Source organism: Streptomyces sp. NRRL S-37, from assembly GCF_000721605.1.
GTDB lineage: Bacteria > Actinomycetota > Actinomycetes > Streptomycetales > Streptomycetaceae > Streptomyces.
Window position 1 is genome coordinate 136,656 of record NZ_JOIZ01000008.1, and the last position, 25,765, is coordinate 162,420.

Annotated in this window: 27 protein-coding genes; 5 read left to right on the forward strand and 22 right to left on the reverse strand. The window is 74.8% G+C overall.

Annotated features, from left to right (window positions below; all coding sequences use genetic code 11):
• Positions 1-101 precede the first annotated feature (101 nt).
• The 3 genes from IH50_RS0115115 (at position 102) to IH50_RS0115125 (ending at position 3,991) form a co-directional block, all read left to right on the forward strand.
• On the forward strand, positions 102-1,406 hold the full coding sequence (locus IH50_RS0115115; protein WP_030861456.1) for a DUF692 domain-containing protein: 1,305 nt from the start codon (positions 102-104) through the stop codon (positions 1,404-1,406).
• Between the two features lie 107 nt (positions 1,407-1,513).
• Positions 1,514-2,284 (forward strand): TIGR04222 domain-containing membrane protein, encoded by a 771-nt coding sequence (locus IH50_RS0115120; RefSeq protein ID WP_030861458.1) that lies wholly within the window; start codon positions 1,514-1,516, stop codon positions 2,282-2,284.
• 93 nt (positions 2,285-2,377) lie between these two features.
• Positions 2,378-3,991, forward strand: a complete 1,614-nt coding sequence (locus IH50_RS0115125) for an alpha/beta hydrolase (protein ID WP_030861460.1) — start codon at positions 2,378-2,380, stop codon at positions 3,989-3,991.
• Here IH50_RS0115125 and hemQ read toward each other — a convergent pair whose 3' ends face one another.
• Complete coding sequence (gene hemQ, locus IH50_RS0115130; protein ID WP_030861462.1) at positions 3,992-4,723, reverse strand: hydrogen peroxide-dependent heme synthase; 732 nt, start codon at positions 4,721-4,723, stop codon at positions 3,992-3,994.
• 5 nt (positions 4,724-4,728) lie between these two features.
• Positions 4,729-6,186: a protoporphyrinogen oxidase gene (gene hemG / locus IH50_RS0115135; protein WP_030861464.1), complete on the reverse strand. Its 1,458-nt coding sequence runs from the start codon at positions 6,184-6,186 to the stop codon at positions 4,729-4,731.
• A 157-nt stretch (positions 6,187-6,343) separates the two neighbouring features.
• Between hemG and IH50_RS0115140 the strand changes: the two genes are divergently transcribed.
• On the forward strand, positions 6,344-7,333 hold the full coding sequence (locus IH50_RS0115140; RefSeq protein ID WP_030861466.1) for a DUF4349 domain-containing protein: 990 nt from the start codon (positions 6,344-6,346) through the stop codon (positions 7,331-7,333).
• A 47-nt stretch (positions 7,334-7,380) separates the two neighbouring features.
• Entirely contained in the window at positions 7,381-8,778 is a 1,398-nt protein-coding gene (locus IH50_RS0115145; RefSeq protein WP_030861469.1) for an FAD-dependent oxidoreductase, read from the forward strand.
• A gap of 135 nt (positions 8,779-8,913) precedes the next feature.
• Here the strand turns inward: IH50_RS0115145 and IH50_RS0115150 are convergent, their stop codons facing one another.
• From IH50_RS0115150 to IH50_RS0115245, 20 genes are all read right to left on the reverse strand, one after another.
• Positions 8,914-9,243, reverse strand: coding sequence for a hypothetical protein (locus tag IH50_RS0115150; protein WP_030861471.1), 330 nt, complete (start codon positions 9,241-9,243; stop codon positions 8,914-8,916).
• Positions 9,244-9,347: 104 nt separating this feature from the next.
• Positions 9,348-9,890: a DUF5134 domain-containing protein gene (locus IH50_RS0115155; protein WP_030861473.1), complete on the reverse strand. Its 543-nt coding sequence runs from the start codon at positions 9,888-9,890 to the stop codon at positions 9,348-9,350.
• A gap of 4 nt (positions 9,891-9,894) precedes the next feature.
• Positions 9,895-10,452, reverse strand: coding sequence for a sigma-70 family RNA polymerase sigma factor (locus IH50_RS0115160; RefSeq protein ID WP_030861475.1), 558 nt, complete (start codon positions 10,450-10,452; stop codon positions 9,895-9,897).
• The gene (locus IH50_RS43535) at positions 10,449-10,775 is read right to left on the reverse strand and encodes a DUF6059 family protein (protein WP_420709059.1); all 327 of its coding nucleotides are present in this window, start codon (positions 10,773-10,775) and stop codon (positions 10,449-10,451) included. The genes IH50_RS0115160 and IH50_RS43535 overlap by 4 nt, the downstream gene beginning before the upstream one ends.
• A 34-nt stretch (positions 10,776-10,809) precedes the next feature.
• Positions 10,810-12,747 (reverse strand): enoyl-CoA hydratase/isomerase family protein, encoded by a 1,938-nt coding sequence (locus IH50_RS0115170; RefSeq protein ID WP_051767310.1) that lies wholly within the window; start codon positions 12,745-12,747, stop codon positions 10,810-10,812.
• Positions 12,744-13,592 carry an alpha/beta fold hydrolase gene (locus IH50_RS0115175; RefSeq protein WP_158801228.1) on the reverse strand — a complete coding sequence of 283 codons (849 nt, stop codon included), beginning with the start codon at positions 13,590-13,592 and terminating at the stop codon, positions 12,744-12,746. Before IH50_RS0115175 ends, IH50_RS0115170 begins: the two co-directional genes overlap by 4 nt.
• Positions 13,593-13,605: 13 nt before the next feature.
• Positions 13,606-14,316, reverse strand: coding sequence for a 2-hydroxychromene-2-carboxylate isomerase (locus IH50_RS0115180; RefSeq protein WP_030861484.1), 711 nt, complete (start codon positions 14,314-14,316; stop codon positions 13,606-13,608).
• An 89-nt stretch (positions 14,317-14,405) separates the two neighbouring features.
• On the reverse strand, positions 14,406-15,152 hold the full coding sequence (gene fabG / locus IH50_RS0115185; RefSeq protein ID WP_030861485.1) for a 3-oxoacyl-[acyl-carrier-protein] reductase: 747 nt from the start codon (positions 15,150-15,152) through the stop codon (positions 14,406-14,408).
• Positions 15,153-15,190: 38 nt separating this feature from the next.
• The gene (locus IH50_RS0115190; RefSeq protein WP_051767311.1) at positions 15,191-15,700 is read right to left on the reverse strand and encodes a 3-hydroxyacyl-ACP dehydratase FabZ family protein; all 510 of its coding nucleotides are present in this window, start codon (positions 15,698-15,700) and stop codon (positions 15,191-15,193) included.
• Positions 15,697-16,110, reverse strand: a complete 414-nt coding sequence (locus tag IH50_RS0115195) for a 3-hydroxyacyl-ACP dehydratase FabZ family protein (protein WP_051767312.1) — start codon at positions 16,108-16,110, stop codon at positions 15,697-15,699. Before IH50_RS0115195 ends, IH50_RS0115190 begins: the two co-directional genes overlap by 4 nt.
• Entirely contained in the window at positions 16,107-16,370 is a 264-nt protein-coding gene (locus IH50_RS0115200) for an acyl carrier protein (protein WP_030861494.1), read from the reverse strand. The genes IH50_RS0115195 and IH50_RS0115200 overlap by 4 nt, the downstream gene beginning before the upstream one ends.
• Before the next feature lie 51 nt (positions 16,371-16,421).
• Positions 16,422-17,594, reverse strand: coding sequence for a beta-ketoacyl synthase N-terminal-like domain-containing protein (locus tag IH50_RS0115205; protein ID WP_030861496.1), 1,173 nt, complete (start codon positions 17,592-17,594; stop codon positions 16,422-16,424).
• Positions 17,591-18,421, reverse strand: a complete 831-nt coding sequence (locus tag IH50_RS0115210) for an SDR family oxidoreductase (RefSeq protein WP_030861498.1) — start codon at positions 18,419-18,421, stop codon at positions 17,591-17,593. Before IH50_RS0115210 ends, IH50_RS0115205 begins: the two co-directional genes overlap by 4 nt.
• A complete protein-coding gene (locus IH50_RS0115215) occupies positions 18,402-19,370 on the reverse strand; it encodes a beta-ketoacyl synthase N-terminal-like domain-containing protein (RefSeq protein ID WP_051767313.1) in 969 nt (322 codons plus the stop codon). Before IH50_RS0115215 ends, IH50_RS0115210 begins: the two co-directional genes overlap by 20 nt.
• On the reverse strand, positions 19,364-20,566 hold the full coding sequence (locus IH50_RS0115220) for a beta-ketoacyl synthase N-terminal-like domain-containing protein (protein ID WP_030861502.1): 1,203 nt from the start codon (positions 20,564-20,566) through the stop codon (positions 19,364-19,366). The genes IH50_RS0115215 and IH50_RS0115220 overlap by 7 nt, the downstream gene beginning before the upstream one ends.
• The gene (locus IH50_RS0115225) at positions 20,566-21,567 is read right to left on the reverse strand and encodes a thioesterase family protein (protein ID WP_234328161.1); all 1,002 of its coding nucleotides are present in this window, start codon (positions 21,565-21,567) and stop codon (positions 20,566-20,568) included. The genes IH50_RS0115220 and IH50_RS0115225 overlap by 1 nt, the downstream gene beginning before the upstream one ends.
• The gene (locus IH50_RS38745; protein WP_051767314.1) at positions 21,564-22,334 is read right to left on the reverse strand and encodes an alpha/beta fold hydrolase; all 771 of its coding nucleotides are present in this window, start codon (positions 22,332-22,334) and stop codon (positions 21,564-21,566) included. The genes IH50_RS0115225 and IH50_RS38745 overlap by 4 nt, the downstream gene beginning before the upstream one ends.
• Positions 22,331-23,353, reverse strand: a complete 1,023-nt coding sequence (locus tag IH50_RS0115235; RefSeq protein ID WP_051767315.1) for a beta-ketoacyl synthase N-terminal-like domain-containing protein — start codon at positions 23,351-23,353, stop codon at positions 22,331-22,333. Before IH50_RS0115235 ends, IH50_RS38745 begins: the two co-directional genes overlap by 4 nt.
• Complete coding sequence (locus IH50_RS0115240) at positions 23,354-24,490, reverse strand: beta-ketoacyl-[acyl-carrier-protein] synthase family protein (RefSeq protein WP_030861510.1); 1,137 nt, start codon at positions 24,488-24,490, stop codon at positions 23,354-23,356.
• Positions 24,487-25,761 (reverse strand): beta-ketoacyl-[acyl-carrier-protein] synthase family protein, encoded by a 1,275-nt coding sequence (locus tag IH50_RS0115245; RefSeq protein ID WP_234328162.1) that lies wholly within the window; start codon positions 25,759-25,761, stop codon positions 24,487-24,489. The genes IH50_RS0115240 and IH50_RS0115245 overlap by 4 nt, the downstream gene beginning before the upstream one ends.
• Positions 25,762-25,765: the final 4 nt, after the last annotated feature.

Here is a 25,765-nt window from a genome sequence, read left to right on the forward strand (position 1 = left end):
CCTCTGAAGGTGGGCCGGGCGCGGTTCGGGGATGTGCCGGAGGGCCATATCCCTCTCACCTACGGGGGGCCGGACACGCCGGTGGAGGAGGGACGGGGACGATGGTGCGACTGGGGACGGGGATCGGGTGGCGGCCGGAGATCGCGGAGGCCGTCGAGCGCATGCCGGGGATCGACTGGGTCGAGGTCGTGGCCGAGAACGTGTGTCCCGGGCATCTGCCCGAGTCGCTGACGCGGCTGCGGGAGCGCGGGGTGACCGTCGTGCCGCACGGGGTCTCGCTGGGTCTCGGCGGGGCCGAACGGCCCGACCAGGGGCGGCTCGCCGCCCTCGCCGAGCGGGCCGGGGCGCTCGGGTCGCCGCTCGTCACCGAGCACATCGCGTTCGTCCGGGCGGGCGGGCCCCTGACCGCCTCCGGTCCGCTCGAGGCCGGGCACCTGCTGCCCGTGCCGCGCACCCGTGACGCCCTCGACGTGCTGTGCGAGAACGTCCGTATCGCGCAGGACGCGCTGCCCGTGCCGCTCGCCGTGGAGAACATCGCCGCGCTGTTCTCCTGGCCCGGCGAGGAGATGACCGAGGGACAGTTCCTGTACGAGCTGGCCGACCGGACCGGCGTACGGCTCCTCATCGACGTCGCCAATCTGCACACCAACCACGTCAACCGGGGCGAGGACCCGGCCGAGGCGCTCGCCGAACTGCCCCTGGAGGCCATCGCGTACGTCCATGTCGCGGGCGGGTTCGAGCGGGACGGCGTGTGGCACGACAGCCACGCCCACCCCGTGCCGCGGCCCGTGCTGGACGTGCTCACCGATCTCGCCTCCCGGGTCGCCCCGCCCGGTGTGCTGCTGGAGCGGGACGAGAACTTCCCGGAAGCGGAGGAGATGGAGCGGGAGTTGGATGCGATCCGGCGGGCGGTCGAGGAGGGGGCGGGACGCCGGAAGGCGGGCGCGGCACCCGTCGTGGGCGGCCGTCCCGGTTCCGGGCGGGGTGCCTCCGGGGCCGCGCGGGAGCGGCTCGCGCTCGCGCAGACCGCGGTGCTGTCCGCGCTGGTCGCCGGGACGCCCGTACCGGAGGGGTTCGACCGGGTGCGGATGGGCGTGCAGGCGCGGGCGCTCGCCGCCAAGCGGGCCGATGTCGTCGCCAAGGTCGCGCCCGAGCTTCCGGTGATCCTCGGGAAGGGATACCGGCCCGCGTTCCTCGCGTACGCGCAGACGCGGCCGATGACCGGCGGCTACCGGCGGGACGCGCTGGACTTCGCCGAGCACGTGCTGGCCGGGCGGCCGGAGAACACGGCCGTGCGGCGCGAGTTGCGGGAGTGGTGGCTGGAGCGCTCCGGGTCGAGGCCGCGTTCGCGCAGGCCGGCGGTGCGGCTGGCGCGGGCCACCCGACGGGCGCTGCTGCGGCGCTGACCGCCGGCGCCCGGCAATCCGAGCGGAACATCACATACCGGCAACACCGCGTCCCGGATCGTGAACAAGGCATGGTGTTGTCGCGACCGCGCGCTTACAAACAACTCATGTTCTGGGTCCCTCTTCTGCTCCTGGCCTGGGCCGTCGCCGGTGTGACGTGCCTGCGGCTGTGCCTGGCCGCCGTGCGCGGCGCCGCCGTGGCCGACTCCGACGCGGGGGCGGGACGCGATCTGACGTTGTACGAGGCCGCGTTCCTGTCCGGTGGCCCCGGACGGGTCGCCGACGTCACGCTCGTCGCGATGGCCCGTCAGCGGCGGCTGCTGCTCGCGCACACCGGCTGGGCGACGGTGGTCGATCCGCGCGGGCGGGACGAGATGGAACGGTCGGTGATAGGGGCGATAGGACCCCAGGGGCAGTCGCCGATCGCGCCGGTGCGGGCCGCCGCGGCGACCGCGGACGCCGTGCGCGGGATCGCCGAACGGCTGGTCGGCGCAGGGCTGGCGGTGCCCGACGCTGCCGGGACGACCGTCGCGGACGCGGTACGGCAGGTGCGGCTCGCCGTGCCCGTCGTGGCGGGACTGGGGGCGGCCGCCCTGCTCATGCCCGTCCCGTCGGACATGCCGCGCCATCTGGTCGCGCTGTGGTTCGCGCTGCCGCTGGTCTTCACGCTGGGCTGTCTGGCCGTCGCGCGGTTCGAGGTCCACCCGTACTCGCCCTGGGCCTCCCCGGCCGGTCAGCGACTGCTGGGCGCGCTGCCCCGCGGCGCCGGCGACGACCGCGCGTATCTCACCTCCGTCGCGGTGCACGGCATCCGCGCGGTGGGCGAGCCGGAACTGCGCGCGGCCTTCGCGCACCGGGGGCCGTATCCAGGGCATTGACGCCGACACCCCGGCGGGCGGTGCTTGCCTCACGCCAACTCCAGGCGAAACATCCCTTTTGTCGTTGTCGTGCCTCGAAGGGATCGTTCGTCGATGAGAACCGCCGTCGCCGTCCATGTGGCCGCCGGGTCCTTGCTGCTCACCACCCTGGCCGCCGCCCCGGCCGGCGCGGAACCCCTCAGCGCCGAGTCGCGCGGCACCGCGACGGCCGCCGCGCGGGCCGCGGCCGAGGGCATCGACTTCGGCCCGTGCCCCGCCGGGCAGGAGCTCCCCGGCACCGTCCGGTGCGGCACGGTCCGCGTCCCGCTCGACTACGCCCGCCCCGACGGGAAGCAGATCGAACTCACCGTCAGCCGCGCCCGGGCCACCGGGAAGGACCCCGGCAACAGCAAGCGGAAGGTGCGCCGGCAGGGCTCCCTGGTCCACAACCCGGGCGGGCCGGGCGCCACCGGCATGTACTTCCCGATGATGGGCGCGCTGCCCGAGTGGAAGCGCCTCGCGGCGGCGTACGACCTCGTCGGCTACGCCCCGCGCGGGGTGGGCCGTTCGGCCCCGCTGTCCTGCACGGACCCGGGGACGTTCTTCGAGGGCCCCTCGAAGGCGCCCGTCCACCCCACGGCGGCGTACAAGCGCAAGCGCGTCGCGCGGGCCAAGGCGTACGCGCGGGGGTGCGCCGAGCGGAACGGCGACTCCCTGCGGTACTACAACTCGCTCAACAACGCCCGTGACCTGGACGTCCTGCGCGCCGCGCTCGGCGAGAACCGGCTGACGTTCCTGGGATCGTCGTACGGCACGTACCTCGGGGCGCTGTACGCCACCCTGTTCCCCTCGCACGTACGGCGGATGGTGTTCGACTCGGCGGTGAACCCGGACCCGGAGCGGATCTGGTACCGCAACAACCTCGACCAGTCGGCGGCGTTCGAGGACCGCTGGGCGGACTTCAAGGCCTGGGCCGCCCGGCACGACGCCGTGTACGGGCTGGGGGACACGGCGCGCGAGGTGCAGGACGGTTACGACAGGGCCCGCGCGCGGCTGGCGGAGGAGCCGGCGGGCGGGAAGGTCGGGCCCGGGCAGTTGCAGGCGGCGTTCCTGCAGGCCGGCTACTACGACGACCACTGGCCGCACCGCGCGCACGCGCTGTCGGCGTACCTGAGGGGCGATCCGGCGCCGCTGGTGGAGCAGGCCCAGGAGTATCCGGAGGCGGCGGCGGAGGCGGAGAACGCGCGGGCGGTGTACCTCGCCGTGGAGTGCAACGACGCGCCCTGGCCCACGGACTGGGCGGTGTGGGACCGGGACAACACCCGGCTCGCCCGCCGGGCGCCCTTCGAGACCTGGGGCAATGTGTGGACCAACCTGCCGTGCGCCTACTGGCGGGCGCCCCGGCAGCGGCCGCTGGACGTGCGCGCGGGCAGCGGTGCGCTGCCGCCGACGCTGGTGCTGGCGGCGGAGCGGGACGCGGCCACCCCGTACGACGGGGCCCTGGAACTGCACCGGCGGCTGGCGGGGTCGGCGCTGGTGACCGAGCGGGACGCCGGCAGCCACGGCCTCGCGGGCGGGGCCAACGCCTGCGTGCACGGCCACCTGGAGGCGTATCTGCTGGACGGCCGGGTCCCGGGGCGGCGCGCCTCCTGCGCACCGCACCCCGAACCCGGGCCGGCGCCGGCGCCGGTGAGCGAGCGGGCCGGGAAGGACCGGCCCGCCGTCTGATCAGGCCAGGCCCGCGACCAGTTCCGCGACGTCCTTGCGGCGGCCCGTGAAGAACGGGACCTCCTCGCGGACGTGCCTGCGGGCCTCCGAGCCGCGCAGGTGGCGCATGAGGTCGACGATGCGGTGCAGTTCGTCGGCCTCGAAGGCGAGGATCCACTCGTAGTCGCCGAGGGAGAACGAGGCGACCGTGTTGGCGCGCACGTCGGGGTAGCCGCGGGCCATCTTGCCGTGGTCGGCGAGCATGCGGCGGCGGTCCTCGTCGTCCAGCAGGTACCAGTCGTAGGAGCGCACGAAGGGGTAGACGCTCACGTAGTCGCGGGGCGTCTCGTCGGCGAGGAACGCCGGGATGTGCGACCGGTTGAACTCGGCGGGGCGGTGCAGCGCCATGTTCGACCAGACCGGCTCCAGCGCGCGGCCCAGCTTCGTGCGGCGGAAGAGGTTGTACGCCTCCTGGAGCTGGTCGGCGGTCTCGGCGTGCCACCAGATCATGAGGTCGGCGTCCGCGCGCAGGCCCGACACGTCGTAGGTGCCGCGGACCGTGACGTCCTTGGCGGCGAGCTGGTCGAACAGTTCCTGGACCTCGTCGGCGTACCCGGCGCGGTCCTCCGGCAGGACGTCCTTCAGCTTGAAGACGGACCAGAGGGTGTAGCGGATGACCTCGTTGAGGTCCTTGGCCAGCTTGCCCTTGTTCGGGATCCGGTCGGGGGCGGGGATGGTGGCGTCGTCACTCATGTCCCTCATTCTCCCGCTCCGCCGTGGAGGCTCTGCACCGGGTGGGCGGTGAGTTCCTGCACAGCGTGCAGGTCACCGTGGATCTGGTCGGCGGCGGCGTACGCGCTCGCGATGCACGCGGGGACGCCGACGCCGTCGTAGGCCGCGCCGCACACGGCGAGCCCGGCGAGGCCGGCGAGGTGTTCGCGGACGCGGGCCACGCGCGCGTGGTGGCCGACGGGGTACTGGGGCAGGCCGTCCTGCCAGCGGGTGACGCGGGTGGCGACCGGGGCGGCGTCCAGGCCGACGGCGGCCTTCAGGTCGTGCCGGGAGACCTCCACGAGGCCGGCGTCGTCGCGGTCGAGGATCTCCGTCTCGCCGTGGCGGCCCACGGAGGCGCGCAGGACGACCAGGTCCGGGTTCTCCTCGGCGATCCAGCCCCATTTGGCGGAGGCGAAGGTGGACGCCTTGACGGTGCGGCCGTCGACGGGCGGGACCAGGAATCCGCTGCCCTCGGGCAGGGCGGTCTCCGCGCGGCGGTAGGCGAGGGTGATCAGCGCCATGGAGGCGTACTCGACGCCGGCGAGCTCGGCGGCGGCGCCGGGCGCCTCGGCGCGCAGCAGGGCGGCGGCGGCCGGGGCGGGGACGGCGACGACGACCCCGTCGGCGCGCAGGGTCCGGTCGCCGGCGACGACCCGCCAGCCGTCCTCCGGTTCGCGGCGCAGCTCGGTGACCGGTGTGCCGGTGAGGATCTCGACGCCGTCCGCCCGCAGTGCGCCGGCGACCGCGAGCGGGAGGGTGCCCACGCCGCCCGCGATGCCCATGAAGACGGGGCCGGCCGGCGCCGAGGCGGCGGACTTCGCCTGGATCCCGCGGACCGCTTCGGTGAGGGAGGTGTGGGTGCGGGCGGCCTCGAAGAGCTGCGGGACCGCCGAGCGCATCGAGATGCGGTACGCGTCGCCCGCGTACACCCCGCCGAGCAGGGGCTCCACCAGGCGGTCGACGACCTCGCGGCCGACGCGCGCCGCCACGTATTCGCCGACGGCCACGTCGTCGCCGACCTCGGTGCGGGGCAGGTCGGCGTCGCGCCCGATCCGGGCCAGCCCCTCGTCGGAGAGGACGCCGGCGAGGGCCTCGGCGGTGCCGGGCACGCCCATGACGTGGCCCTTGGGCATGGGGCGCAGGGCGCCCCGGGTCCACAGCGAGGCGGTGGCGGTGGCCGGCGGCTGGAGCCGGCCGGCGAGGCCCACCGCGCGGGCGAGACCCACCGCCTCGGGGCGGCGGGCCAGCAGCGACTCGGCGCCGAGGTCGACGCGCACGCCCGCGATCTCTCCCGGCAGCAGTTTGCCGCCGACCCGGTCCGAGGCCTCCAGCACGGTGACCCGCGCCCCGTGCTCCCGCAGCCGGTGGGCGGCGGCCAGCCCGGCGATTCCGGCTCCGACGACGACGATGTGCCGCCCGGAGCCCGTATGTGATCCGCTCATGGCTCCACCCTCTCAGACACCGCCGGCGCCCCCGCCAGGGCCATGTGGCCCTGCCGAGTCCCTACCGTGACCGCATCGGGACCGTCCGGCGCCAACGTTCCGCACCCCTGCCGCGTCGCAGGAGCGTCAGTCCTCACGACACCCGGGGGAGCCCCACATGCGTATACGACGATCCGTACGTCCCGCCCACGCCCTGGCCGGGATCCTGCTGGCGGCGGCCCTCGCCGTCAGCGGGTGCAGCGGCGGCGCGGACGACTCCGGCGGGTCCGGGGCCGCCGACAAGGCCGCCGCCGCGCCGGCGGAGGGGCAGGCCGCACAGGAGGACGCGAAGCAGGGGGCCGGCGGCGGCACGGCGAGCGGCACGAAGGCGACCGCGGCGCCGAAGGTCACCGCGGACCACATCATCCGCACCGCCTCCCTGACCGTACGGGTCGAGGACGTACCGAAGGCGCTGGACGAGGCCCGCACGACGACCGAGACCGCCGGCGGCTACATCGGCGACGAGACCACCGACAGGGACGCGGCGGGCCACGAGCACACGCGCGTGGTGCTGCGCGTGCCCGTCGGGAAGTACGACGAGGTCCTCGCCGGCCTGGAGGGCACGGGCAAGCTCCTCGAACGCAACGCCAAGGCGCAGGACGTCACCGACCAGGTCGTCGACGTGGAGAGCCGCATCACCTCCCAGCGCGCCAGCGTGGCCCGCATCCGCGAGCTGATGGACCGGGCCACCAGGCTCAGTGACGTGGTCACCCTGGAGGGCGAGCTCAGCAGCCGCCAGGCCGATCTGGAGTCCCTGCTCGCCCAGCAGGCGTCCCTGAAGGACCGCACGAGCCTGGCCACCATCACCCTCACCCTGTCGGAGACACCGGTGAAGGAGGCCGCCGAGGACGAGGAGGACCCCGGTTTCCTGGACGCCCTCGCGGGCGGCTGGGGCGCGTTCGTGACGATGCTGCGCTGGCTGGCGGTGGCGGTCGGCGCGGTGCTGCCGTTCGCGGCGGTGGCGGCGCTGCTGGTCCTGCTGTGGCGGAAGGCCGTACGCCCCCGGCTGCCGCGGCGGCCGGAGCCGGCGCCCGTGCCGAGCGCCCCGGGCCCGCTGCCGGCGCACCGGCCGACGGCTCAGGGAACGGACGGGAACGGGCAGGGCTGAGAAACCCCCGGCGGTCCTGAAATCCCCTGCCCCCGTAGCGTGTTCCCATGACCATGAGCGATGCGCGCGGTACGAGGGAACGCCTGGTGGTGATCGGCGGTGACGCCGCGGGGATGTCCGCGGCGTCACAGGCCCGCCGGCTGAGGGGTCCGGACGAGCTGGAGATCGTGGCGTTCGAACGCGGCCACTTCACCTCCTTCTCGGCGTGCGGCATCCCCTACTGGGTGAGCGGTGACGTCCCCGACCGGGACCGGCTGATCGCGCGCACCGCCGAGGAGCACCGCGCGCGGGACATCGATCTGCGGCTGCGCACCGAGGTCACGGAGATCGACCTCGACCGGGGGCGGGTCCGCGCGCGGGACCTCGATTCCGGCGCCGAGTCCTGGACGTCGTACGACAAACTGGTGATCGCGACCGGTGCGCGGCCGGTCCGCCCGGAGCTGCCCGGCATGGACGCCCCCGGGGTGCACGGCGTGCAGACCCTGGACGACGGACAGGCCCTCCTGGACACCCTGTCCCGCACACACGGGCGCCGCGCGGTGGTCGTCGGGGCGGGGTACATCGGCGTGGAGATGGCCGAGGCGATGATCAGACGCGGCTACGAGGTGACGGTCGTCAACCGCGGCGAGGAGCCCATGGCGACCCTCGACCCCGACATGGGGCGCCTGGTGCGCGAGGCCATGGAGGGCATGGGCATCACCATGGTGAACGACGTCGAGGTCACCAAGCTGCTCACCGGGGACGACGGCCGGGTGCGCGCGGTCGCCACCGAGGACGCCGAGTACCCGGCGGACGTCGTCGTGCTCGGCATCGGGGTACGCCCCGAGACGGCCCTCGCGCGGGCGGCCGGACTCCCCCTGGGGGAACACGGCGGGCTGCTCACCGACCGGTCGATGCGGGTGCGCGGACACGAGAACGTCTGGGCCGGCGGTGACTGCGTGGAGGTCCTCGACCTGGTCTCCGGACAGCAGCGGTACATCCCGCTGGGCACGCACGCCAACAAGCACGGCCAGGTCATCGGCGCGAACGTGGGTGGCGGCTACGCCACCTTCCCCGGCGTGGTCGGCACGGCGGTCAGCAAGGTGTGCGACCTGGAGATCGCGCGCACCGGGCTGCGGGAGAAGGACGCCCACCGCGTGGGCCTGCGCTTCGAGGCGGTCACCATCGAGTCGACCAGCCGCGCGGGCTACTACCCGAACGCCTCCCCCATGACGGTGAAGATGCTCGCCGAACTCCGCACGGGCCGGCTCCTCGGTGTCCAGATCGTCGGCCGCGAGGGCGCGGGCAAACGCGTCGACATCGCGGCGGTGGCCCTGACCGCCGGCATGACGGTCGACCGGATGACGGCCCTGGACCTGGGCTACGCGCCCCCGTTCTCCCCGGTCTGGGACCCGGTCCTGGTGGCGGCCCGCAAGGCGGCGACGAAAATTAGCTCCGCCTTGTGAGGAGGGCCGGCCCCGCGCCCCTGAGAGGGGCGCGGGGCCGAGTCCGTGTGCGGCTCCGCCGCGCGGGCGCGATCAGCCGCGGCGGACCGGCACTCCGCACCCGGCCCCGCCCCCGCGGCGCACACCGAGCATCCCTCAGGCCGTCCCGTTGATCCTCTCGATCGCCTGCCGCGCCTGCTCCGCCGGCGGCCGCGACGGCAGCGAGGCCACTGACGCGCCCGCGGCGCCGGCGGTCGGCGCGGCCGTCGTCTCCCCCGCCGGCCTCGCGTGCGCGGCGGCCTTCGAGGAACGCAACCGGTGGCTCACCGCCTCGTCCAGCGTGACCGGCCGCCGCATCTGGGACGCGAGCCGCCCCGCCTCCTGGCCGAGCCGCGCGACGTCCTCCCACGGGAGGCGCACCACGAGCGTGAGCTCGGCCTCGCCATCGGGCAGCGCGTGCATCACGGTGGGCACTCGGTCGTTCATGGCCTGTTCCTCCACGTCGGCCCCGCGGCACCTTCCCCGCGCCGCGGGCGGTTGACGAGTCATACGCACGGCCGGACGGCGGTGTTCAGCGGCACTGCGGACGGTCAGAGCGCCGCGAGCATCGTGAGCATGGCCACCGCCATCGCGACACGGCAGGCACGGCCCAGGAGCAGGGCGAGGTGCGGGGGCCGCCCGGAGGCGTCCGCGGGGCCCGCGGGCACGAGGGCGGCTCCGGTGCGCAGGACGTAGACCGTGAAGTAGGCGAGCAGGGCTCCCGTGAGCACGGGCACTCCGGCACCGGCCGTGTGGTGTCCGCCCGTGGACATGGCGAGTGACATGTGGACCATCGCGAGCGCCCCGACGACGTGGTGCAGACGCCGGCGCAACGGACCCGGGAACGCCAGCGCGGCCAGGCCGACGGCGGCGAAGTGCGCTCCGAACACGGTACCGCTCCAGCCGGGCAGGGCGGTCATCAGGGACGGCGGCGCCATCGCGGCCATGCCGAAACCCATCAGGGCGTCACCCGTCATCTCGGCCCGCTCGGCGCGGGGCCCGGTGCGGGCGCGGAGCAGGCAGTAGGCGCCGACGGCCGCGCACAGGGCCCCGAGCAGCCAGCCGGGGACACCGGACAGTGCCGCATGGTGCATGCGGTCAGCCCCCCAGGTTCTCGATGAGGGCTGCCCGGGCCCGCGCCACCCGGGACCGCACGGTTCCCACCGGGCATCCGCTGACCTGTGCGGCCTCCGCGTAGCGCAGGCCCAGCAACTGGGTGAGGACGAAGGCCTCGCGGCGTTCCTCGGGCAGGGTGTCGAGCAGCTGGCCCAAGGCGACGCCGTCGTCGAAGCCGGGCAGGCCGCGCGGCTGGGAGCGCTCGGCCATCGATATCCAGTCGGGAACGGCGTACAGACGCGGCCGGGCCGCCGCGTACCTGCTGCTGTCGACGACGGCGCGCCGCGCGATGGTCAGCAGCCAGGTCCGCGCGGACGAGCGGCCCTGGAAGCGGCGGAGGGCTCCGAGGGCGCGCAGGAACGTCTCCTGGGTCAGGTCGTCGGCGGCCTGCGGGTCACGGCTGAGGTGGGCCACAAAGCGCCAGACGTCGCGGTGGAGTGAACGGACGAAGCGCTCCGCCGCGTCCACGTCGCCGTCGCGGGCCGCGAGTGCCAGCCGGGTCGCGTGTGTGTCGCGGGTCAGCCGGTCTGTGGTGGTCACGGAGTTCCTCTCGGTCGGTACTCATCGCCGGGCGGGAGCCGTCTCCGTTTGCCGCCGGTGCCCTCACGTGCCGGGCCGGGGCCGGCCCGGCGGCCCCCGGCGGCGTACACGCGGCGTTCGAGCGCGCGCTCCTCAGCGGTCAGCGGGATCCCCGCGCCCCGGCGCTCCGGGTGGCCCGGCGGCGGATCGCCGGACCGCAGGACGAGCGTGGCGTACTCGGGATGGCCCGGGGCGACCCAGAAGCCGCCGTATGCGATCAGCGCCCGCCGGAGAGCGTCGAACAGGACAAGCGCCCGATGGCGCCACCGCAGCACACCCCTCATCCGCACGGGGCGCGCCCCGGCCCCGGGTGGCCGCTCACCTCCGCTCCCCCAGGAGGCCCCCCGTGACGCGTGCGGCGATGCCGGACCGGTCGAGGTACGGGGTGACGCCCCCCAGGTGAAAGGGCCACTCGCCGCTCGCCAGGAGCATCAGGTCGGCGTCGGCGGGGCCGGCCAGCGTGCCGTCGGCGACGAGTGCGCCGATGTCGCGGGCGAGGGCCGCCAGCGCGTGGTCGAGCGCGTCGTGGGCGGTGTCCGCGGGCGGCTGCGCCGGGCCTGCCAGGACGTCGGCCCGGCGCAGCCGCCGGCACAGCACGCTGGGCGGTGTCGGCAGGGCGAGCGGCGCGCAGACCGCGTCGAGGTCCTCCTCCCGGGCGCGCTCGAGCAGCGCGTCGGCGAAGGCGGTCCGGAGCCGGTCCGCCACGGACCCCGGGTGGTCGCCGACGGGCAGGCAGGGCAGGCCCAGCCGGGCGGCGAGTGTGCCCGCCGTGGCGTACGCGGTGTCGGTGGCCCCCGCGCGGGTCAGTTCCACGGCGCCGGAGCCGGCGGTGGGCAGGGCGAGACCCACCACCCGGCCGGGGTTCTTGAGCCCGGCCGCCACGTCGGCGACCGTGCGGCCTCCGGTGACGAGGAGGACGCAGTCCTCGGACACGATGCCCTCGGCCTGCCGCAGCACGGCGTCGTCCTCATCGGGCCGTCCCCCGGGCAGGGCCGCGACGACGGCGTCGGCGTCCGCGACGACGTCCACCGCGGTGCCGCCGCCGATGAGCCCGGCGCACCGTTCGGCGTCCGCCGCCGGGATGCGGCCGGAGGCCGCGGCTTCGTCGAGGAGGCGGCGCAGTTCGCCGGTCGCGGCATCGCGGGCGGCCGGGTCGGGGACGCACACGGCGACCGGTACGCGCAGCTTCTCCAGTAGCAGGGCCGCGAGCCGCAGGCCGTGCTCGCCGTCACCGACCACTCCCACGCTCCGCACCGGCCGGGCCCGGCGGGGGTCGGGGCGCCCGGGGTGCGTCTCGGCGTGTTTCTGGGTGAGCTGGAAGGCGTAGAGGCTGGAGCGGAACTCGGTGGTGCCGAACAGGTCGGCGGCGGTCTGTTCGGCGGCGGTGAGCACCTCGTCGCGGGTGGCCGTCCTGCTGAGTTCCAGCAGTTCCAGGGTGCGGCGAGGGGCGGGGACGACGCCGTGCGTGCGGGTCTCGACCAGGTCGGCGGCGCGGGTCAGCGCGTCGTCCCACTGGTCGGCGAAGCCTTCGGGCGCGGGCCGGGTCACCGTGTGCCGCCCGCGCAGGACGTCGGCGGCCCAGGCGAGCGAGCGGTCGAGGAACCTGGAGGGCTCCAGCAGGACGTCGGCCAGGCCGAGGGCGTGGGCCTCGGTGGCGGAGAGCATGCGGCGGGCGGAGAGCGGGTGTTCGAGCATCAGGGTGACGGCCCTGTCGGGACCGAGCAGCCGCGGGGCCAGCCAGACACCGCCCCACGCCGGGACGAGGCCGAGCGAGCACTCGGGCAGGGCGACGGCGGGGGCCCCGCGCGAGAGCGTGCGGTAGCCGCAGTGCAGGGCGAGTTCGAGGCCGCCCCCGATCGTGACGCCGTTGAGGAACGCGAAGCTCGGCACCGGCAGGTCGCCGAGGCGGCGGAAGACCTGGTGGCCGCGGCGCAGAGTACGCACCGCCTCCTCGCGGTCGGTGACGCCGGCCGCGAGGGCGAGGTCCGCGCCGGTGCTGAACATGAACGCGGTGCCGGTGACCGCGACCCCGGCGATCTCCCCCCTCCGGGCCCGGACCGCCGCCTCGTCGAGCACGGCGTCCAGCAGGTCGAGGCCCTCGGGACCGAAGGTGGTGGGCCGCATGGCGGGACCGAGCGGCGGGAGTCCGTTGTCGAGGGTGATCAGGAGGAGGGTGCCCGCGCCGTCCGGCAGCCGGACGTCGCGCGGCCTGGGGGTGGTGACGGTCTCACGGACCTCGGGTCGCTGGGTGGTCACGGGGTCTCCTGGGCGGCCGGGGGACGGGGGGAAACGAGCGGATCTCCGAGGAACTCGCGGATGACGCCGAGAAATTCGGCGGGACGTTCGAGCGGCGGGGTGTGACCGGTGGCGGGCAGCACCACCAGCCTCGCGCCGGGCATGCGCGCGGTGTACTCACGCACGACGGGCAGCCGGATGGGAACATCGTCGGCGCCGTGGACCACGAGCACCGGGACGTTCACCTCGGACAGCCGGCCGGTGATGTCGCCGCGCTGGTAGACGGAGTGGCAGGCGTGCTCGATGCGGTCGCCGGTGAGGGTGGTGAAGTGCTCGGTCCAGAACCGCGCGGTGTCGCTGGTGAGGAAGTCGCGGCGGAAGTTGAGGCGGGCGACCATGGACGCGAGGTCGGGGCTCATGCCGTCCGCCAGCACGGCCTCCACCATCGCCTCGAAGGGACGTCTGGTGTTCTCCGGTTCCTCGTCGGGGCGGGTGTCCACCAGGACGAGGGCGGAAACGAGCGCGGGGTGCCGCAGGGCCATGCGCCAGCACTTCATCCCGCCCATGGAGTGGCCCACCCACACGGCGGGACGCTCCCCCATGGCGCCGCGGTAGGCGTCCGCGAGCCTGTCGACCTCCTCCTCCAGGGTGTACGGAGACGTGCGTGGCGGCGCCAGGCCATGGCCGGGCGCGTCGACGGCGAGGGTCGTCCGGGTGGCGGCCAGCCCCGCCGTGACGGGCTCCCACACCCGGCTGTCGGTGAGCAGCCCGTGCAGCAGGACGACCGGGTCGCCGTCGCCAGTGCCGCGCCGGTGCCAGCCGAAGACCCATCCTCCGGCCTCGGCCGTGGAACCGGCGGTGCGCATACGCGCCGTCGTGTCAGCCGCACCCCCCGCCATGATCGAGGTCACCTCCTCCGCGCGCGCCGGGCGCCGGTTCGGGAAGCGCCTCCCCGGCCGCCGGCGTGCCGTCGTCCGTCCCGTGGCCGCCGAGGGTGCCGAGGAAGGCGTCGAGGCGGTCCAGGCCCCAGTACTTGTCGTGGCCGTTGATGAAGTACGGCACCCCGAACACGCCGTCGTGGACGGCGCGGCGCAGGGCCCCGGCGCCCTCCTCGCGCAGTGCGGGGTCGTCGGCGGCACCCGCGAGTTCGCCGGGGTCGAGGCCCATCTCCTTGCCGACGGCGGCCATGGTGTCGGGGTCGCAGATGTCCCTGCCCTCCAGCCAGCGGGCGCGGTAGACGCGGTCCGCGAACTCGGCGCCGCGACCGTGCGCCCGGGCGGCGAGGTAGGCGAGGTGGGGGACCTCCCACACCGGGTCGCGGTCCACCGGCCAGGTGATCTCCAGCCCGCGGGCGGTGGCGAGCCTGCGCACGTCGGCGAGGATGTAGAAGTGCTTGGGGCGTGACATGGCCGTGTACACGAAGACGTCGCCGGTCTCGGCCAGGAGCCGTTCGCTGCGCGCGTCGGGTTCCCAGTAGGGCACCCACTCCAGAGCGGCCGCGATCTCGGGGTGACGCCGCGTCAGCTCCCGGTGGGCCAGCCAGGAATAGGGGCTGCGCAGGGAAAAGTAGAAGATCTTCCTCGTGGTCATCGCCCTCGCCTTCCGGGGCTGTGCGGGATCGGGGGTCGGGTACCGGGGCCGGGACGCGGCGCCGGGAGGGGCGGCCTGGGCCGCCCGGTTCACAGGGAGATGCCGCCGTCGACGGCGAACACCTGACCGGTGATGTAAGCGGCCCGCTCGGACACCAGGAAGGCCACCAGGTCGGCCACCTCCTCGGGGCCGCCGAAGCGGCCGAGCGCGATGCGTGCGCGCATGCTCTCGGCGGTGCTCTCGGACAGCGCGGCGGTCATGTCGGTGGAGATGAAGCCGGGGGCCACCACGTTGGCGCGGATGCCGTGCCGCCCGAGTTCCTTGGCGAGGGACTTGGTGAAGCCGATGATCCCCGCCTTGGTGGCGGCGTAGTTGGCCTGCCCCACGTTGCCGTGCAGACCGCTGACGGACGACAGGGTGACGATGCTGCCCGCCCGGCGCTTCATCAGCGGGAAGGCGACGGCGCGGCAGACGTTGTAGGTTCCGTTGAGGTTGGTGTCGACGACCTCCCGCCAGTCGTCCTCGCCCATCGTCAGCAGGGGCTTGTCGCGGATGATGCCGGCACAGCCGACGACGGTGGTGATCGGGCCGAGTTCCTTCTCGGTGGCGGCGACGAGGGCACGGACGGCTTCGGGGTCGGTGACGTCCGCCCGGACGGGCAGCACGCGGGCCCCGGTCTTGCCGGCCGCCTCCGCGGTCTCCTCCGCGGCGTCGTTCCGGCCGCGGTAGCAGAACGCCACGTCGTGGCCTGTCTCGGCGAGCCGCTGCACGACGGCGCGGCCTATGCCCCGTGATCCGCCGCTGACCAGGGCGACGAGACGGTCCGGTGCTGACATGGCGGGATCTCCTCGGAAAATCACGGGGTCGACGGGTCTCAGTGGCCGGTGCGGCCGGAGGCGAGCGGTGGTAAGACGGAGGCCAGGGGGCGCAGCGCGACGATGAAGTGGCCGATCTCGGCCACGAGGTCTCCGTCGCACCGGGTCTCACCGGCGAGGATCGTGGTGTCCCCGACCGCCCGGACCACCCGCACCCGGTGCTCCAGCAGGTCGCCGGGGAACACCTGGCGCCGGAAGGCGATCCGGTCGATGGCGCCGGCGAGTTCGACCTTTCCGGTGGTCACGTCGGGGTTGGGGGTGTCCCAGACGGCGAGGAGCACCGCCGCCTGGGCCCAGGACTCCACGAGCAGCGGACGCGGGTAGCGGAAGCGGGCGGGGCCGCCGTGGGCGGGGACCCTGCGGTAGCAGGGTTCGCCCACGGTGACCGCCTTGAGCGCGGTCAGGGTGCGCCCCGGGTCGATCTCCGTGACGCGGTCGACCAGCAGGACGGGATGGCGGTGCGGGATGATCCGGGTGACGGCGTCGGCGTCGGCGGCCCAGTCGCTCATCCGGCCGCTCCGGTTCCCGCCGCACGGTGCACGAGCCGCAGTTCGGCGGCGCGCCCGCGGCCGGTGCTGACCACCACGTCGCTGCGCAGCTCCCCGTCGCCCTCGCCGGAGTACTCGACGCGCAGGGTCAGCTCGTCACCGGGGAACACCGGGTCCCGGAAGCGGCAGCGCTCCACGCCGGTCAGCTCCAGGTCGCGGCCGAACCGGCGCTGGTCCAGGAGGATGCTGCGGTCCGCGTACTCGATGAGGCAGACGCCGGGCAGTACGGGGAAGCCCGGATAGTGTCCGGGGAACACCTCGTGTCCGGGGTCGACGGTGGCGTGTGCGGTCACCGTGGCCCCGTCGCGGGTGACCGACCGGGGGTCCATGCCCAGCAGTGAGCCGGGCACGGAGACGGGCGGCGCGGTCATGAGGCGGCCCGCAGCTTGGCGTCGAGCAGCGCGTAGGTGTCGTCGAGGGTGGCGAGCCGCGTCAGCTCCTCCTCGGCCAGTTTGACGGGGAACTCCGCTTCCAGCCGTACGGTGATCTCCAGGGCCATCAGCGAGTCCACCCCGAGGTCGTCGACGAAGCGCGCCCGGTCGGAGATCTGCGAGACGTCCACGTCCAGGATCTCGGCGAGCAGGCCGCGCAGCCGCTCCTTGTCCAGGGCGGTACGGGTCTCTTCTGCCATGGCGTTCCTTTCCCTACCGGTTCGGGTGGCGTACAGGACGGGGGCTGCCGGTCACCGCAGCCGCAGGACGAGGCAGGCGACGAGTCCGTCGTCATCGACGGAGGTCACCACGGCGGCGGCGCCGGGCCGGGGGCGGTGGGCCGCGGCGGCGAGCACCGCGGCGAGCTGGACCCCCGCCGAGGCCGCGGACGCGTCGCCGAGCAATTCGCGCACCCCGACGAACTCGGCGTCCGTGCCGTCGAGCACGTCGCCGAGCACGGTGGTCTCCACCGTCTCGACGTCGTCGGCCCGGGCCTGCTGTCCGAAGCCCATGGGGCAGGCGCCCGGGGGCGGCGTGGTGCGGCCCGAGGGCGCGGCGAAGGCGACCTCGTGGGGTGCCGTGCCGGCCGCTTCGAGGGCGCCGCGCACGCACCGCTCCAGGGCCGGCCGGGTCCCCTGCGGGCCGGCGGCGAAGCGGACGGCGAGGATGTCGGCGCGCGGGGTGCGGCCGGCGTCCCGGGCGGTGTCGGCGTCCTCCAGCAGGAACATGGCGCACGCCTCGGCGAGCGGCGTCCGGCGGCGCTCCTCACCGCGCGTGTGCCAGGCCAGCCAGGCGCGCTGCTCGGAGTACTCCTCGACGGCGCCGCACAGCACCGTCCTGCTGTAGCCGCGTTCGCGCAGCCGGGTGGCGTAGCGCAGGGCCTGGAGGCCGGTGAGCGGGCCGCCCGCCAGGGTGGCGTTGGGGCCCTTCAGGCCGTACCAGATGGCGCTCTGCCCGGCGGCGCGGTTCATCACGGTGTTGGGGAACAGGGCCGGATCGACGTAGAAGGGCTTGGCGCCGGTCAGCGCGTCGCGGGTGAAGTCCATCGTGCTCTGCACGCTGCCGGATCCGGTGCCGAGGACGAGGCCGACGTGTTCCGGCTCGTCGAGCCGGCGGCGGCTGCCGTCGGGTTCCAGGAGGGTGCCGAGGGTGGCGACGGTGAGGCCGGTGAGCCGGTCCATGGTGCGGGTGCCCCGGCTGCCGAGCAGCCCGACGATGTCGAAGCCGGGCACCAGGCAGGCGTCGTCCGGCCCCTGCCACACGTCCCGGTTGAGCCGCGGCACGACGGGGCGGCGGGCCGAGACGCCCTCGGCGAACGGTTCGGCGCCGATCCCGTACGGGGAGAGGACCGACCATTCGGAGATCACGGTGGTGGCGCCGGGCGCGGTGGCCCGGGTGCCGGTTTCCGGCGCGGTGGTGGTCATCGGGTCGTCTCCCGTCGGCTCCAGGTGGCGCCGGCGGCGGCGAGTTCCGCGCCGTCCACGCCGATGGTGTTGCCCGTCAGCCATGACGACGGGGCGTTCGACAGCAGGACGACCGCCTCCGCGACGTCCTCGGGTGTGGTGAGCCGGCCGTGCGGGTTGCCCGCCGCCGACTCGCCGACGAACTCCTCGTGCCCGGGGATGCGCAGCAGCGAGGGGGTGATGGTCACACCCGCGCGCAGGGCGTTGACCGCGACGCCGTGCGGGGCGAGTTCGCAGGCGAGCTGGCGGACGTGGGACTCCAGGGCGGCCTTGGCCGCGGAGACCGCGCCGTAGCTCGGCAGGACCTGGCTGGTGCCGGCGCTGGTCATCGCGAGGATCCGGGTGCCCTCGGCGACGAGCCCCGCGGCCAGCAGGTCCTGCGTCCAGTAGACGAGGCTGTGGGCCATCACGTCGAGCGTCATCTCCAGCTGGGCGCGGGTGAGTGCCTGCTTGGTGTCGTCGGTGGGCAGGAACGGCACCAGGCTGCCGAAGGCCAGGGAGTGCATGACGGTGCGCAGCGCCTCGCCGCCGGTGAGTTCGGCGAGGGCGGGCACCAGGCGGGCCCGGCCGCGGTCGGACGCCGCGTTGACGTTGAACAGGTGTGCCCGCACGCCCCGGGCACGCAGGGTGCACTCCAGTTCCCTGGCAGCCTGGGCGCCTTCGGCACGGTCGAAGTGCACTCCGGCGATGTGGGCGCCCTGCTCGGCGAGGGCGAGGGCGGTTGCCCGGCCCATGCCGCTCGACGCTCCGAGCACCAGGCACCAGCGGTCACGCAATCGGTTCCGCATCTGAGCCTCCTGACGGGATGGGCCGGAGTCCGGCGGCGAGGACGTGTACGGCGGCGAGGTGTCCGGGGGCCGACGCGGTGACGACGACCCGCCGCCCGCCGCCGGCGGTGAACGGCTCCACCGCGCCCAACAGCGGTGCGAGGCACCCGGCCCGCGCGGCGGACCGCCGGGCGGGAGCGCCCAGCAGCGCGGCGACGGCCCGGCCCCGGGGTGAGGCGTCGAGCACCGCGTGGACCGGCGCGGACGGCCCGGACCGCACCGCGCTCAGCAGGCCGTCGACGGCGGGACCGAGCGCTCCGCCGGGGGCGTCGGCGCCCGGCGGCACGAAGGTGCTGGCGGCACGCAGCGTGCCGCGCACCGGAGCGCCCCGGCGCTCCGCCGCGTCCCGCGGCTCCAGGATCAGCGCCACGGCGCCCTCCTCGGGGGGTGGTCCCGCCGCCGGAACGGCCCGGTCCTCGACGGCGGCGACGACCACCAGGTCGGCACGGCCGAGGCGCAGTGCCCGGACGGCCGTCTGCAGCGCCTCGACGCCGGCGACACCGGAGGTGGTGAGGGTGCAGCTGAAACCCTTGAAGGACTGTTCGGCGGCGAGCCGTCCGGCGAGCACGTTGACGGCGAAGTAGGGGGCGAGCGCGGGACGCAGCCGCTCGGCCCCGGTGTCGACGACCGTGCGGTCCATGTCCCGGAACAGCGGCGCCAGTCCGTGGTTGGTGCCGACGACGAGTCCGCGGCGCTCCGGGGGCACCCCCTCGGGCGTCGTGGCGGAGCGCAGGGCGCGCCGGCCCGCGGCGAGCAGGTACCGGGCCCCCTGCGGGAGGTACTTGTGGCCGCGCGGGCCGAGTTCGGCGTCGGCGTCGAACCAGGCGCCGGGCGGCGCGTCGCGGTCCGGGACGACGGCGGCCACGCCGGTGACCACGACGTCGCGGCCGTGACGGTGCGGTGTCAGCACGTCGCCGCCTCCCTTACCACCAGGGAGATGTTGTTGCCGCCGAAGGCGTATGCGTTGACCAGCACGGCCGTGCCGGTGAGCGGGGTCTCGACGGCGGGCAGCGGCACGTCGCAGTGGGGGTCCGGCGCGCCGACGGGCACGTTGGGCGGGACGCTGCCGCGTCCGACGATCAGGGTGGCGGCGACGGTGGCGAGACCGGCGGCGGCCCCGCCGGTGTGTCCGACGAGCGCCTTGAGGCTGTACAGCGGGGGCAGGGCCGGCGCTCGCGTGAACACCTCGCGCAGGGCGGCGCTCTCCACCCGGTCGTTCAGCCGGGTGCCGGTGCCGTGCGGGATCACGCAGCCGACCTCGCCGGGCGCGACGGCGGTGCGGTCCAGGGCGTCGCCCAGCGCGCGGACGATCTGCTCGCCGCTCTCCTCCGGCGCGGTGGGGTGGCCGGCGTCGCAGCTCCAGCCGGACTCGCCGACCTCGGCGAGCGGCCGGGCGCCGCGGGCCCGTGCGTGCGCCGCCGACTCGAGCACCACGATGCCCGCGCCCTCGCCGAAGACGGTGCCCGCCCGGTCGGCGGCGAACGGCCGGCAGCCCTCGGCATCGACAGCGCCGAGACGGTTGAAGTTGGCGAGCGCGATGCGGGAGTAGGCGTCGGCGCCTCCGGCGACGACGACGTCGGCCTCGCCACAGCGAATCATGTCCGCGGCGGTGGCGAGCGCGAAGCCACTGGCGGCGCAGGCGTTGCTGGCGCTGCTCGCGGGTCCGGTGACGCCGAGTTCGGCGGCGAGCCGCGAGGACACGTCGAAGTCGGGCCGCCAGCCGTGCGCCGCGACCGGGGCGTCCGAGGGGCCCGCCGCGGCCGGTTCGTGGTCCCGTTCCCGGTCACCGAGGGCGCCCATGCAGGTCCCGAGCACCACCGCGGTCCGCCCCGGACGCAGTTCCCCGGGGTCCAGGCCCGCGCCGGCGAGGGCCTCGCGTGCCGCGCGGACGGCGAAGGAGGCGGCGCGTCCGGGGCCGTCGCCCGCGTCCTCGCCGAGGGCGGGCTCCGGCACCAGGTACATCAGGGGCAGCTCCATGCGCGCCCACGGGTCGGGCACCTTGTCGGGCTGCCTGGCCCCGGCCCGGGTCATGGCGTCCCGCAGCGCGGGCACTCCGGTGCCGTGGCACGTCACGGCACCGACTCCGGTGACCAGAACGGGGTCCATCAGCCGTGCTGCCCGTTGAGCCGCTGGATCATGTGGTCGTCGAACTCCACCAGACTCCAGTCCCTCCGGTTCTCGATGACCGCGTAGCCGTGGGTGATGCGTCCGGTCGCGGTGTGCACGGGGATGCCGTCACGCAGGACGTAGCAGTCCATCCGGGCGGTGTAGATGAGCCGTTTGAACACGTCCTCGACGGTGAGGACGGTGTAGATGTCCTCCTCCATGCGGGCCTCGGCAAGCATGGCGACCGAATTCTTCGGCACCACCGGGATCCAGTTCCGCTCGTCCAGCAGCCTCTTGATGGAGATGCCGCGATCGGCCAGGAAGAGGTCGACGGCCTCCTCCATCAGGCGCAGGTAGCCGGACATCTGCAGACGCTCGGTGAAGTGGCAGTAGAAGTACGGGACGCGCCACTTCCAGCCGTAGGCGTTGGCGTCCCGGGTCAGCGCGGCGAGCAGCGCGTCACCGTCCTCGACGGTGGCCGGCGGGGCGGAGGCGACCGGTACACGGGCGAGTGAGGCACGGTCGATCTCCTTGACGGTGAACGGCTCCAGCACCTGGGGCACCGGTGCGGCACCGCCTCCCCGCGGGTCGTGCCGCAGCGCCACCCGGACCTTGGCGGACACCGTCTTGAGCGGCGTCGAGGGTCCCTCGACGTCGAGTCCGACCGTCAGGGCGATCTCCCCGTCGACGGGCCGGCCCTCGGCGACGACCCGCGCGCCGACGACGTCGTCGATGTGCGTGGCGGAGAGGATCGCGGCCTCGATGCTCACGATGTCGACGCACAGCCCGAAGTCCTCGTACAGCATCCCGGCGGCCCAGCCGCTGCGCCGCAGGTGCTCGAGGACGGCCTCCTCGACGAGGTAGTTGACGTGCTTGAAACCGATCCAGGTACAGATGTTGGAGCCCTCGTAGCGTGGCCGCAGGCGCACGGTCGTGGGGCGCTCCAGGGCGTCCACGGACGCCGGCAGCGGACGGGCGGTGGACACGGGTGCCTTGGTCACGTCATCTCCAGCGGGGCGTCGGCCGGCGGGGCGCCGGCGGAGCGGTCGGGCGGGGCGGGCAGTGCGGTGAGGAAGTCACCGAGCAGCCGGGTGAAGGACCGGGTCCGCTCGGCCATCGGGAAGTGCCCGCACGACGGGAGCACCTCGAGCCGGGCCGCGGGCAGGACGCGGGCCAGGTTCCGCGCGTCGGACTCGGGGGCGGCGCGGTCGTCCCGGCCGGTGACGACCAGGACGGGCAGCCGTACGCGGTGCAGCGGCAGCGCGGGGGTGCGCAGGTAGGCCCCGAAGAAGTCCATCCAGCCGTACGGGCCGATGGTCTCCCGCACGCGCAGCGCCATGGCGTGCCGGACCCCGGGGTCGAGCCGACCGCCCGCGGACACGCGCAGTCCCTCTTCGAGGATCAGGTGGAACCGGTTGAAGTAGTAGGAGATCGTCTCCCAGTCGAAGTCCCGCGGGTGCGGCCGGTAGAAGGGGGAGACGAGCACCGCGGCGCGCAGCGGCGACGCGTCCGGGGAGGCGAGGTGTTCGAGCAAGGCATTGGCGGCGAACGAGTGCGCCACCACGACCTGGGCACGGGTGTCGCGCACCACGTGACCGACGAGCCGGGCGGGGTCGCCGGGGAGGCCGGGGCATGCCGTGCCGTCGAACGGCCAGTCGACGTCGGCCGCGGTCATCCGGACGCCCTCGGGCGCCTCGGCGCGGCAGCGGTCCCACAGACGTGTGCTGCCCGCGAGGCCGTGCAGCAGGGTCACCCGCAGTGCGCTCATGACGCGGCTCCCCCGGACGGCCCCGGCACCCGGTGCAGGACGAGCGCGGCAGCGGCGTCGTCCTCGCCGGGGCCGCCGTCGCGGAGCCCCTGTCCCGCGGCGGCGAGCATCGAACTGCCCGAGGCACGCGCGAGTGCGGCGGTGGCAGCTACGCACTGCAGGACCCCGAGCGCGCCCGAGCAGCGGCCGTACCGTGCGCTCAGGTCGTGGGCGGGAACACCGGCCGGGCGCGTCGTGTCCGGGACCGCGGGGGACAGGGGGCGCTCGGGCAGCCACCACGCGTCGGGCGGTGCGCTCTCGCCGTCACGTGCGCCGGCGAGGGCGCGGGGCAGGTCGCCCGCGCGTGCGTAGCGGCCGATGCGGGCGAGCGGGGTGCCACCGCGGGTCCGGACCGCGTCGGCGGCCTCGGCGACGAAGGCGACCGCGCCGTCGAACACCGGCCCGGCGTCGCCGACCAGGTGCCGCACCGGCTCGTTGGCCGGCTCGACGCCGATGACCAGGACCCGCCGCAGCCGCCGGACCGCGACGAGGGTGTGGGCCCAGTGCACGGCGTCGAGCCCGGAGGTGGGGCCGTTGCACAGGGTGACGTTGGCGCCGCGCAGGCCGTGGGTGATGGCGACCCAGGAGGCGGTCACGTTGCTGGCTGTGTTGGGCAGCAGCATGGGACTGGTCGCCTTGTACGTGCCGCGCCTGATGGTGGCCGAGGCGTCGCAGACGGTGTCGACGTTGCCCCAGTTGCTGCTGACCACCACGCCGAAGTCGTCCCCGTCCACGGTGAGGTCCCCGTCGGGGCCGAGCAGCCCGGCGTCGGCGAGGGCGTCCCGCGCGGCACACAGGGCCAGTTTGGTGGCCCTGTCCTTGTACCGCAGGCCGGGCCCCCGCAGCGCGTCCACCGGATCGGTGGCGGGCCCGTCGCCCGGCGGGTCCAGCAGGGCGTCCGGTCCCGGCACTCCCGCGAGCGCGGTTCCCAGCCCGCTGATCAGCACGTCGGTGCGCACCGTCGATTCCGCTGCCCGCATCTACGCCACCTTCTCCACGACGGCCACGGCGTTGAGGCCGCCGAAGCCGAAGGAGTCGATCTGGGCCAGGGCGAGTTCGGGGTCGGCCACCGGTTCAGACCCCAGCCGGAAGCCGGCCATCTCCTCGATCGGATCGGTGAGGCCGAGGGTGGGCGGCACCCTGCCGGATGCGAGGGACTGCACCGCGGTGATCAGGCTGTGCAGCCCCGAGGCACCGGCGGTGTGCCCGATCATCGACTTGATCGCGGTCATCCGCGGAGTGGTCTCCACGCCGGCGTAGACCTCGACGAGCGCCTGTGCCTCGGCGACGTCGTTGTGCGGGGTTCCCGTTCCGTGCAGCATGACGAGGTCGATGTCGGCGGGCTTCACCCCGGCCCTGGCGTGGGCGTCGCGCATGACCCGGCCGATGCTCTGCGCGTCGGGGGCGGAGGGGTGGTGGGCGTCGCAGTTGACGCCGACCCCCCTGACCCGGGCGTGGATCCGGGCTCCGGGCGGCGCGGTGCGGCGCAGCACCACCGCGGCGGCGCCGTCCCCCTGGAGCATGCCCAGCCGGCCGCGGTCGAAGGGGCGCACCGCGTCGGGCGCCCGGTGGTAGACACGGTCGAGCATGCCGTAGGTGCTCTCGGTGATGGTGTCCGCGCCGGCCACCACCACCGTGTCCGCCTCGCCGAGGTCCATCAGGTCGACGGCCATGCCGAGCGCGTACAGGGAGGCGGCACAGGCGTTGGCGACGGTGTAGGTGCGGTCGGCGTGGAAGCGGCGCCGCAGGGCGGTGCCGAAATGGAGGTCGGCCGGGTCGAAGGGGGTGCCGTCGCACCAGTTCAGCTCGACGGAGCGCAGCTCCCGCAGGGTGGTGCCGATCACCACCGGCACGCCCGTCAGGTCCTCGCTCATCCCGGCGTCGGCCAGCGCCTCGGCCACGGCGTCCAGGAGCCATCCGGTGGGCCGCAGCGGGCGGTCCGCGCCGGGTGCGGGCCGGTCGTCGATCTCGTAGGCGTTACGGGCCCGGAACCCGGCCGGGTCGAAGCCGCGCAGCGGCGCCAGCCCGGTGCGGCCGGCGCACAGTGCGTCGAAGGTGGCCTCCCGGTCCGCGCCGACGCTGCTGTTCGCGCCCATGCCGGTGATCAGCGCGCTCATCGGGCCTCCCCCGCGAGCGTCGGCTCCGCCTCGGTGTACTTGCCGAGGATCAGCACGGCGTTGTTGCCGCCGAACGCGAGGGCGTTGTTCTGCACGACGCGCAGGTCCGCCTCGCGCGGCACGTTGGGGACGCAGTCGAGCCCGCACTCGGGGTCGGTTTCGACGTGGTTGATGGTGGGTGGGATGAAGCCTTCGGCGATGGCCAGGGCGCAGGCGGCGGAGGCCAGGGAACTGGCCGCGCCCATGGTGTGCCCGATCATCGCCTTGATGGAGATGGTGCTCGGCGGCCGCTCGCCGAACACCCGACGGATCGCGGCGGCCTCGGTGACGTCGTTGGCCCTGGTGCCGGTGCCGTGCGCCGAGATGAAGTCGATCTCCCCGGGCTTGACGCGGGCGTTGGCGTGGGCGAGTTCGATGCACCGGGCGATGCTGTCGCGGTCGGGGGCGACCGGGTGGTGGGCGTCGCAGTTGAGGCCGTAGCCGAGCACCTCGCAGTAGATCCGGGCGCCGCGGGCGAGCGCGGACTCCAGCGTCTCCAGCAGGAGGACGCCCGCTCCCTCGCCGGTCAGGATGCCCTTGCGGCCCCGGTCGAACGGCTGGCAGGCCTCGGGGGCGATGGTGCCGAGCCGGTAGAAGCCGGTGAAGGTCTTGCGGCACATCGCGTCCGCTCCGCCGACCAGGGCGACGTCGACGTCGCCGCCGCGCAGCGCGTCGAGCCCGTAGCCGATGGCGTAGTTGCCGGCCGCGCAGGCGGTGGCGAGGGTGGTGGCCTCGACGTCGGTCAGGCCCAGTTCGGCGACCACCGCGGAGGAGAGCCGGCCGGCGGAGGTGCGGCGGGCGACGGTCGCGTCGAGGTGCTCGGGCCCGTCGGCGAGCTCGGCGGCCACCAGCCGGTCCAGGTCGGCCGACTCGCCGTCGGTGGTGCCGATGCACACCAGGGACCGGCGGGAGCGCAGTTCGGCAAGGTCCATCCCCGAGTCACGGGCCGCCATGACCGCCGCCGCCGTGGAGAACTGGGCGGCGCGGCCCAGGTTCTCGGCGGACGTGTGGGTGATCCACTCATCGGGGTCGAAGCCCACGACCTCGCAGCCGTTGGCGTGGGCGAACCCCTCGGTGTCGAAGGCGGTGATGGGCCGCGCGCCGTTGCGCCCCTCGCGCAGCCCGGCCAGGAACTCCCCGACGCCGATGCCGATGCTGGTCACCGTGCCCAGCCCGGTGACCACCACCCGCCGCGACCCCAGCCCGCCCTCGGGCAGCCTGTTCGTCGTCACGGGG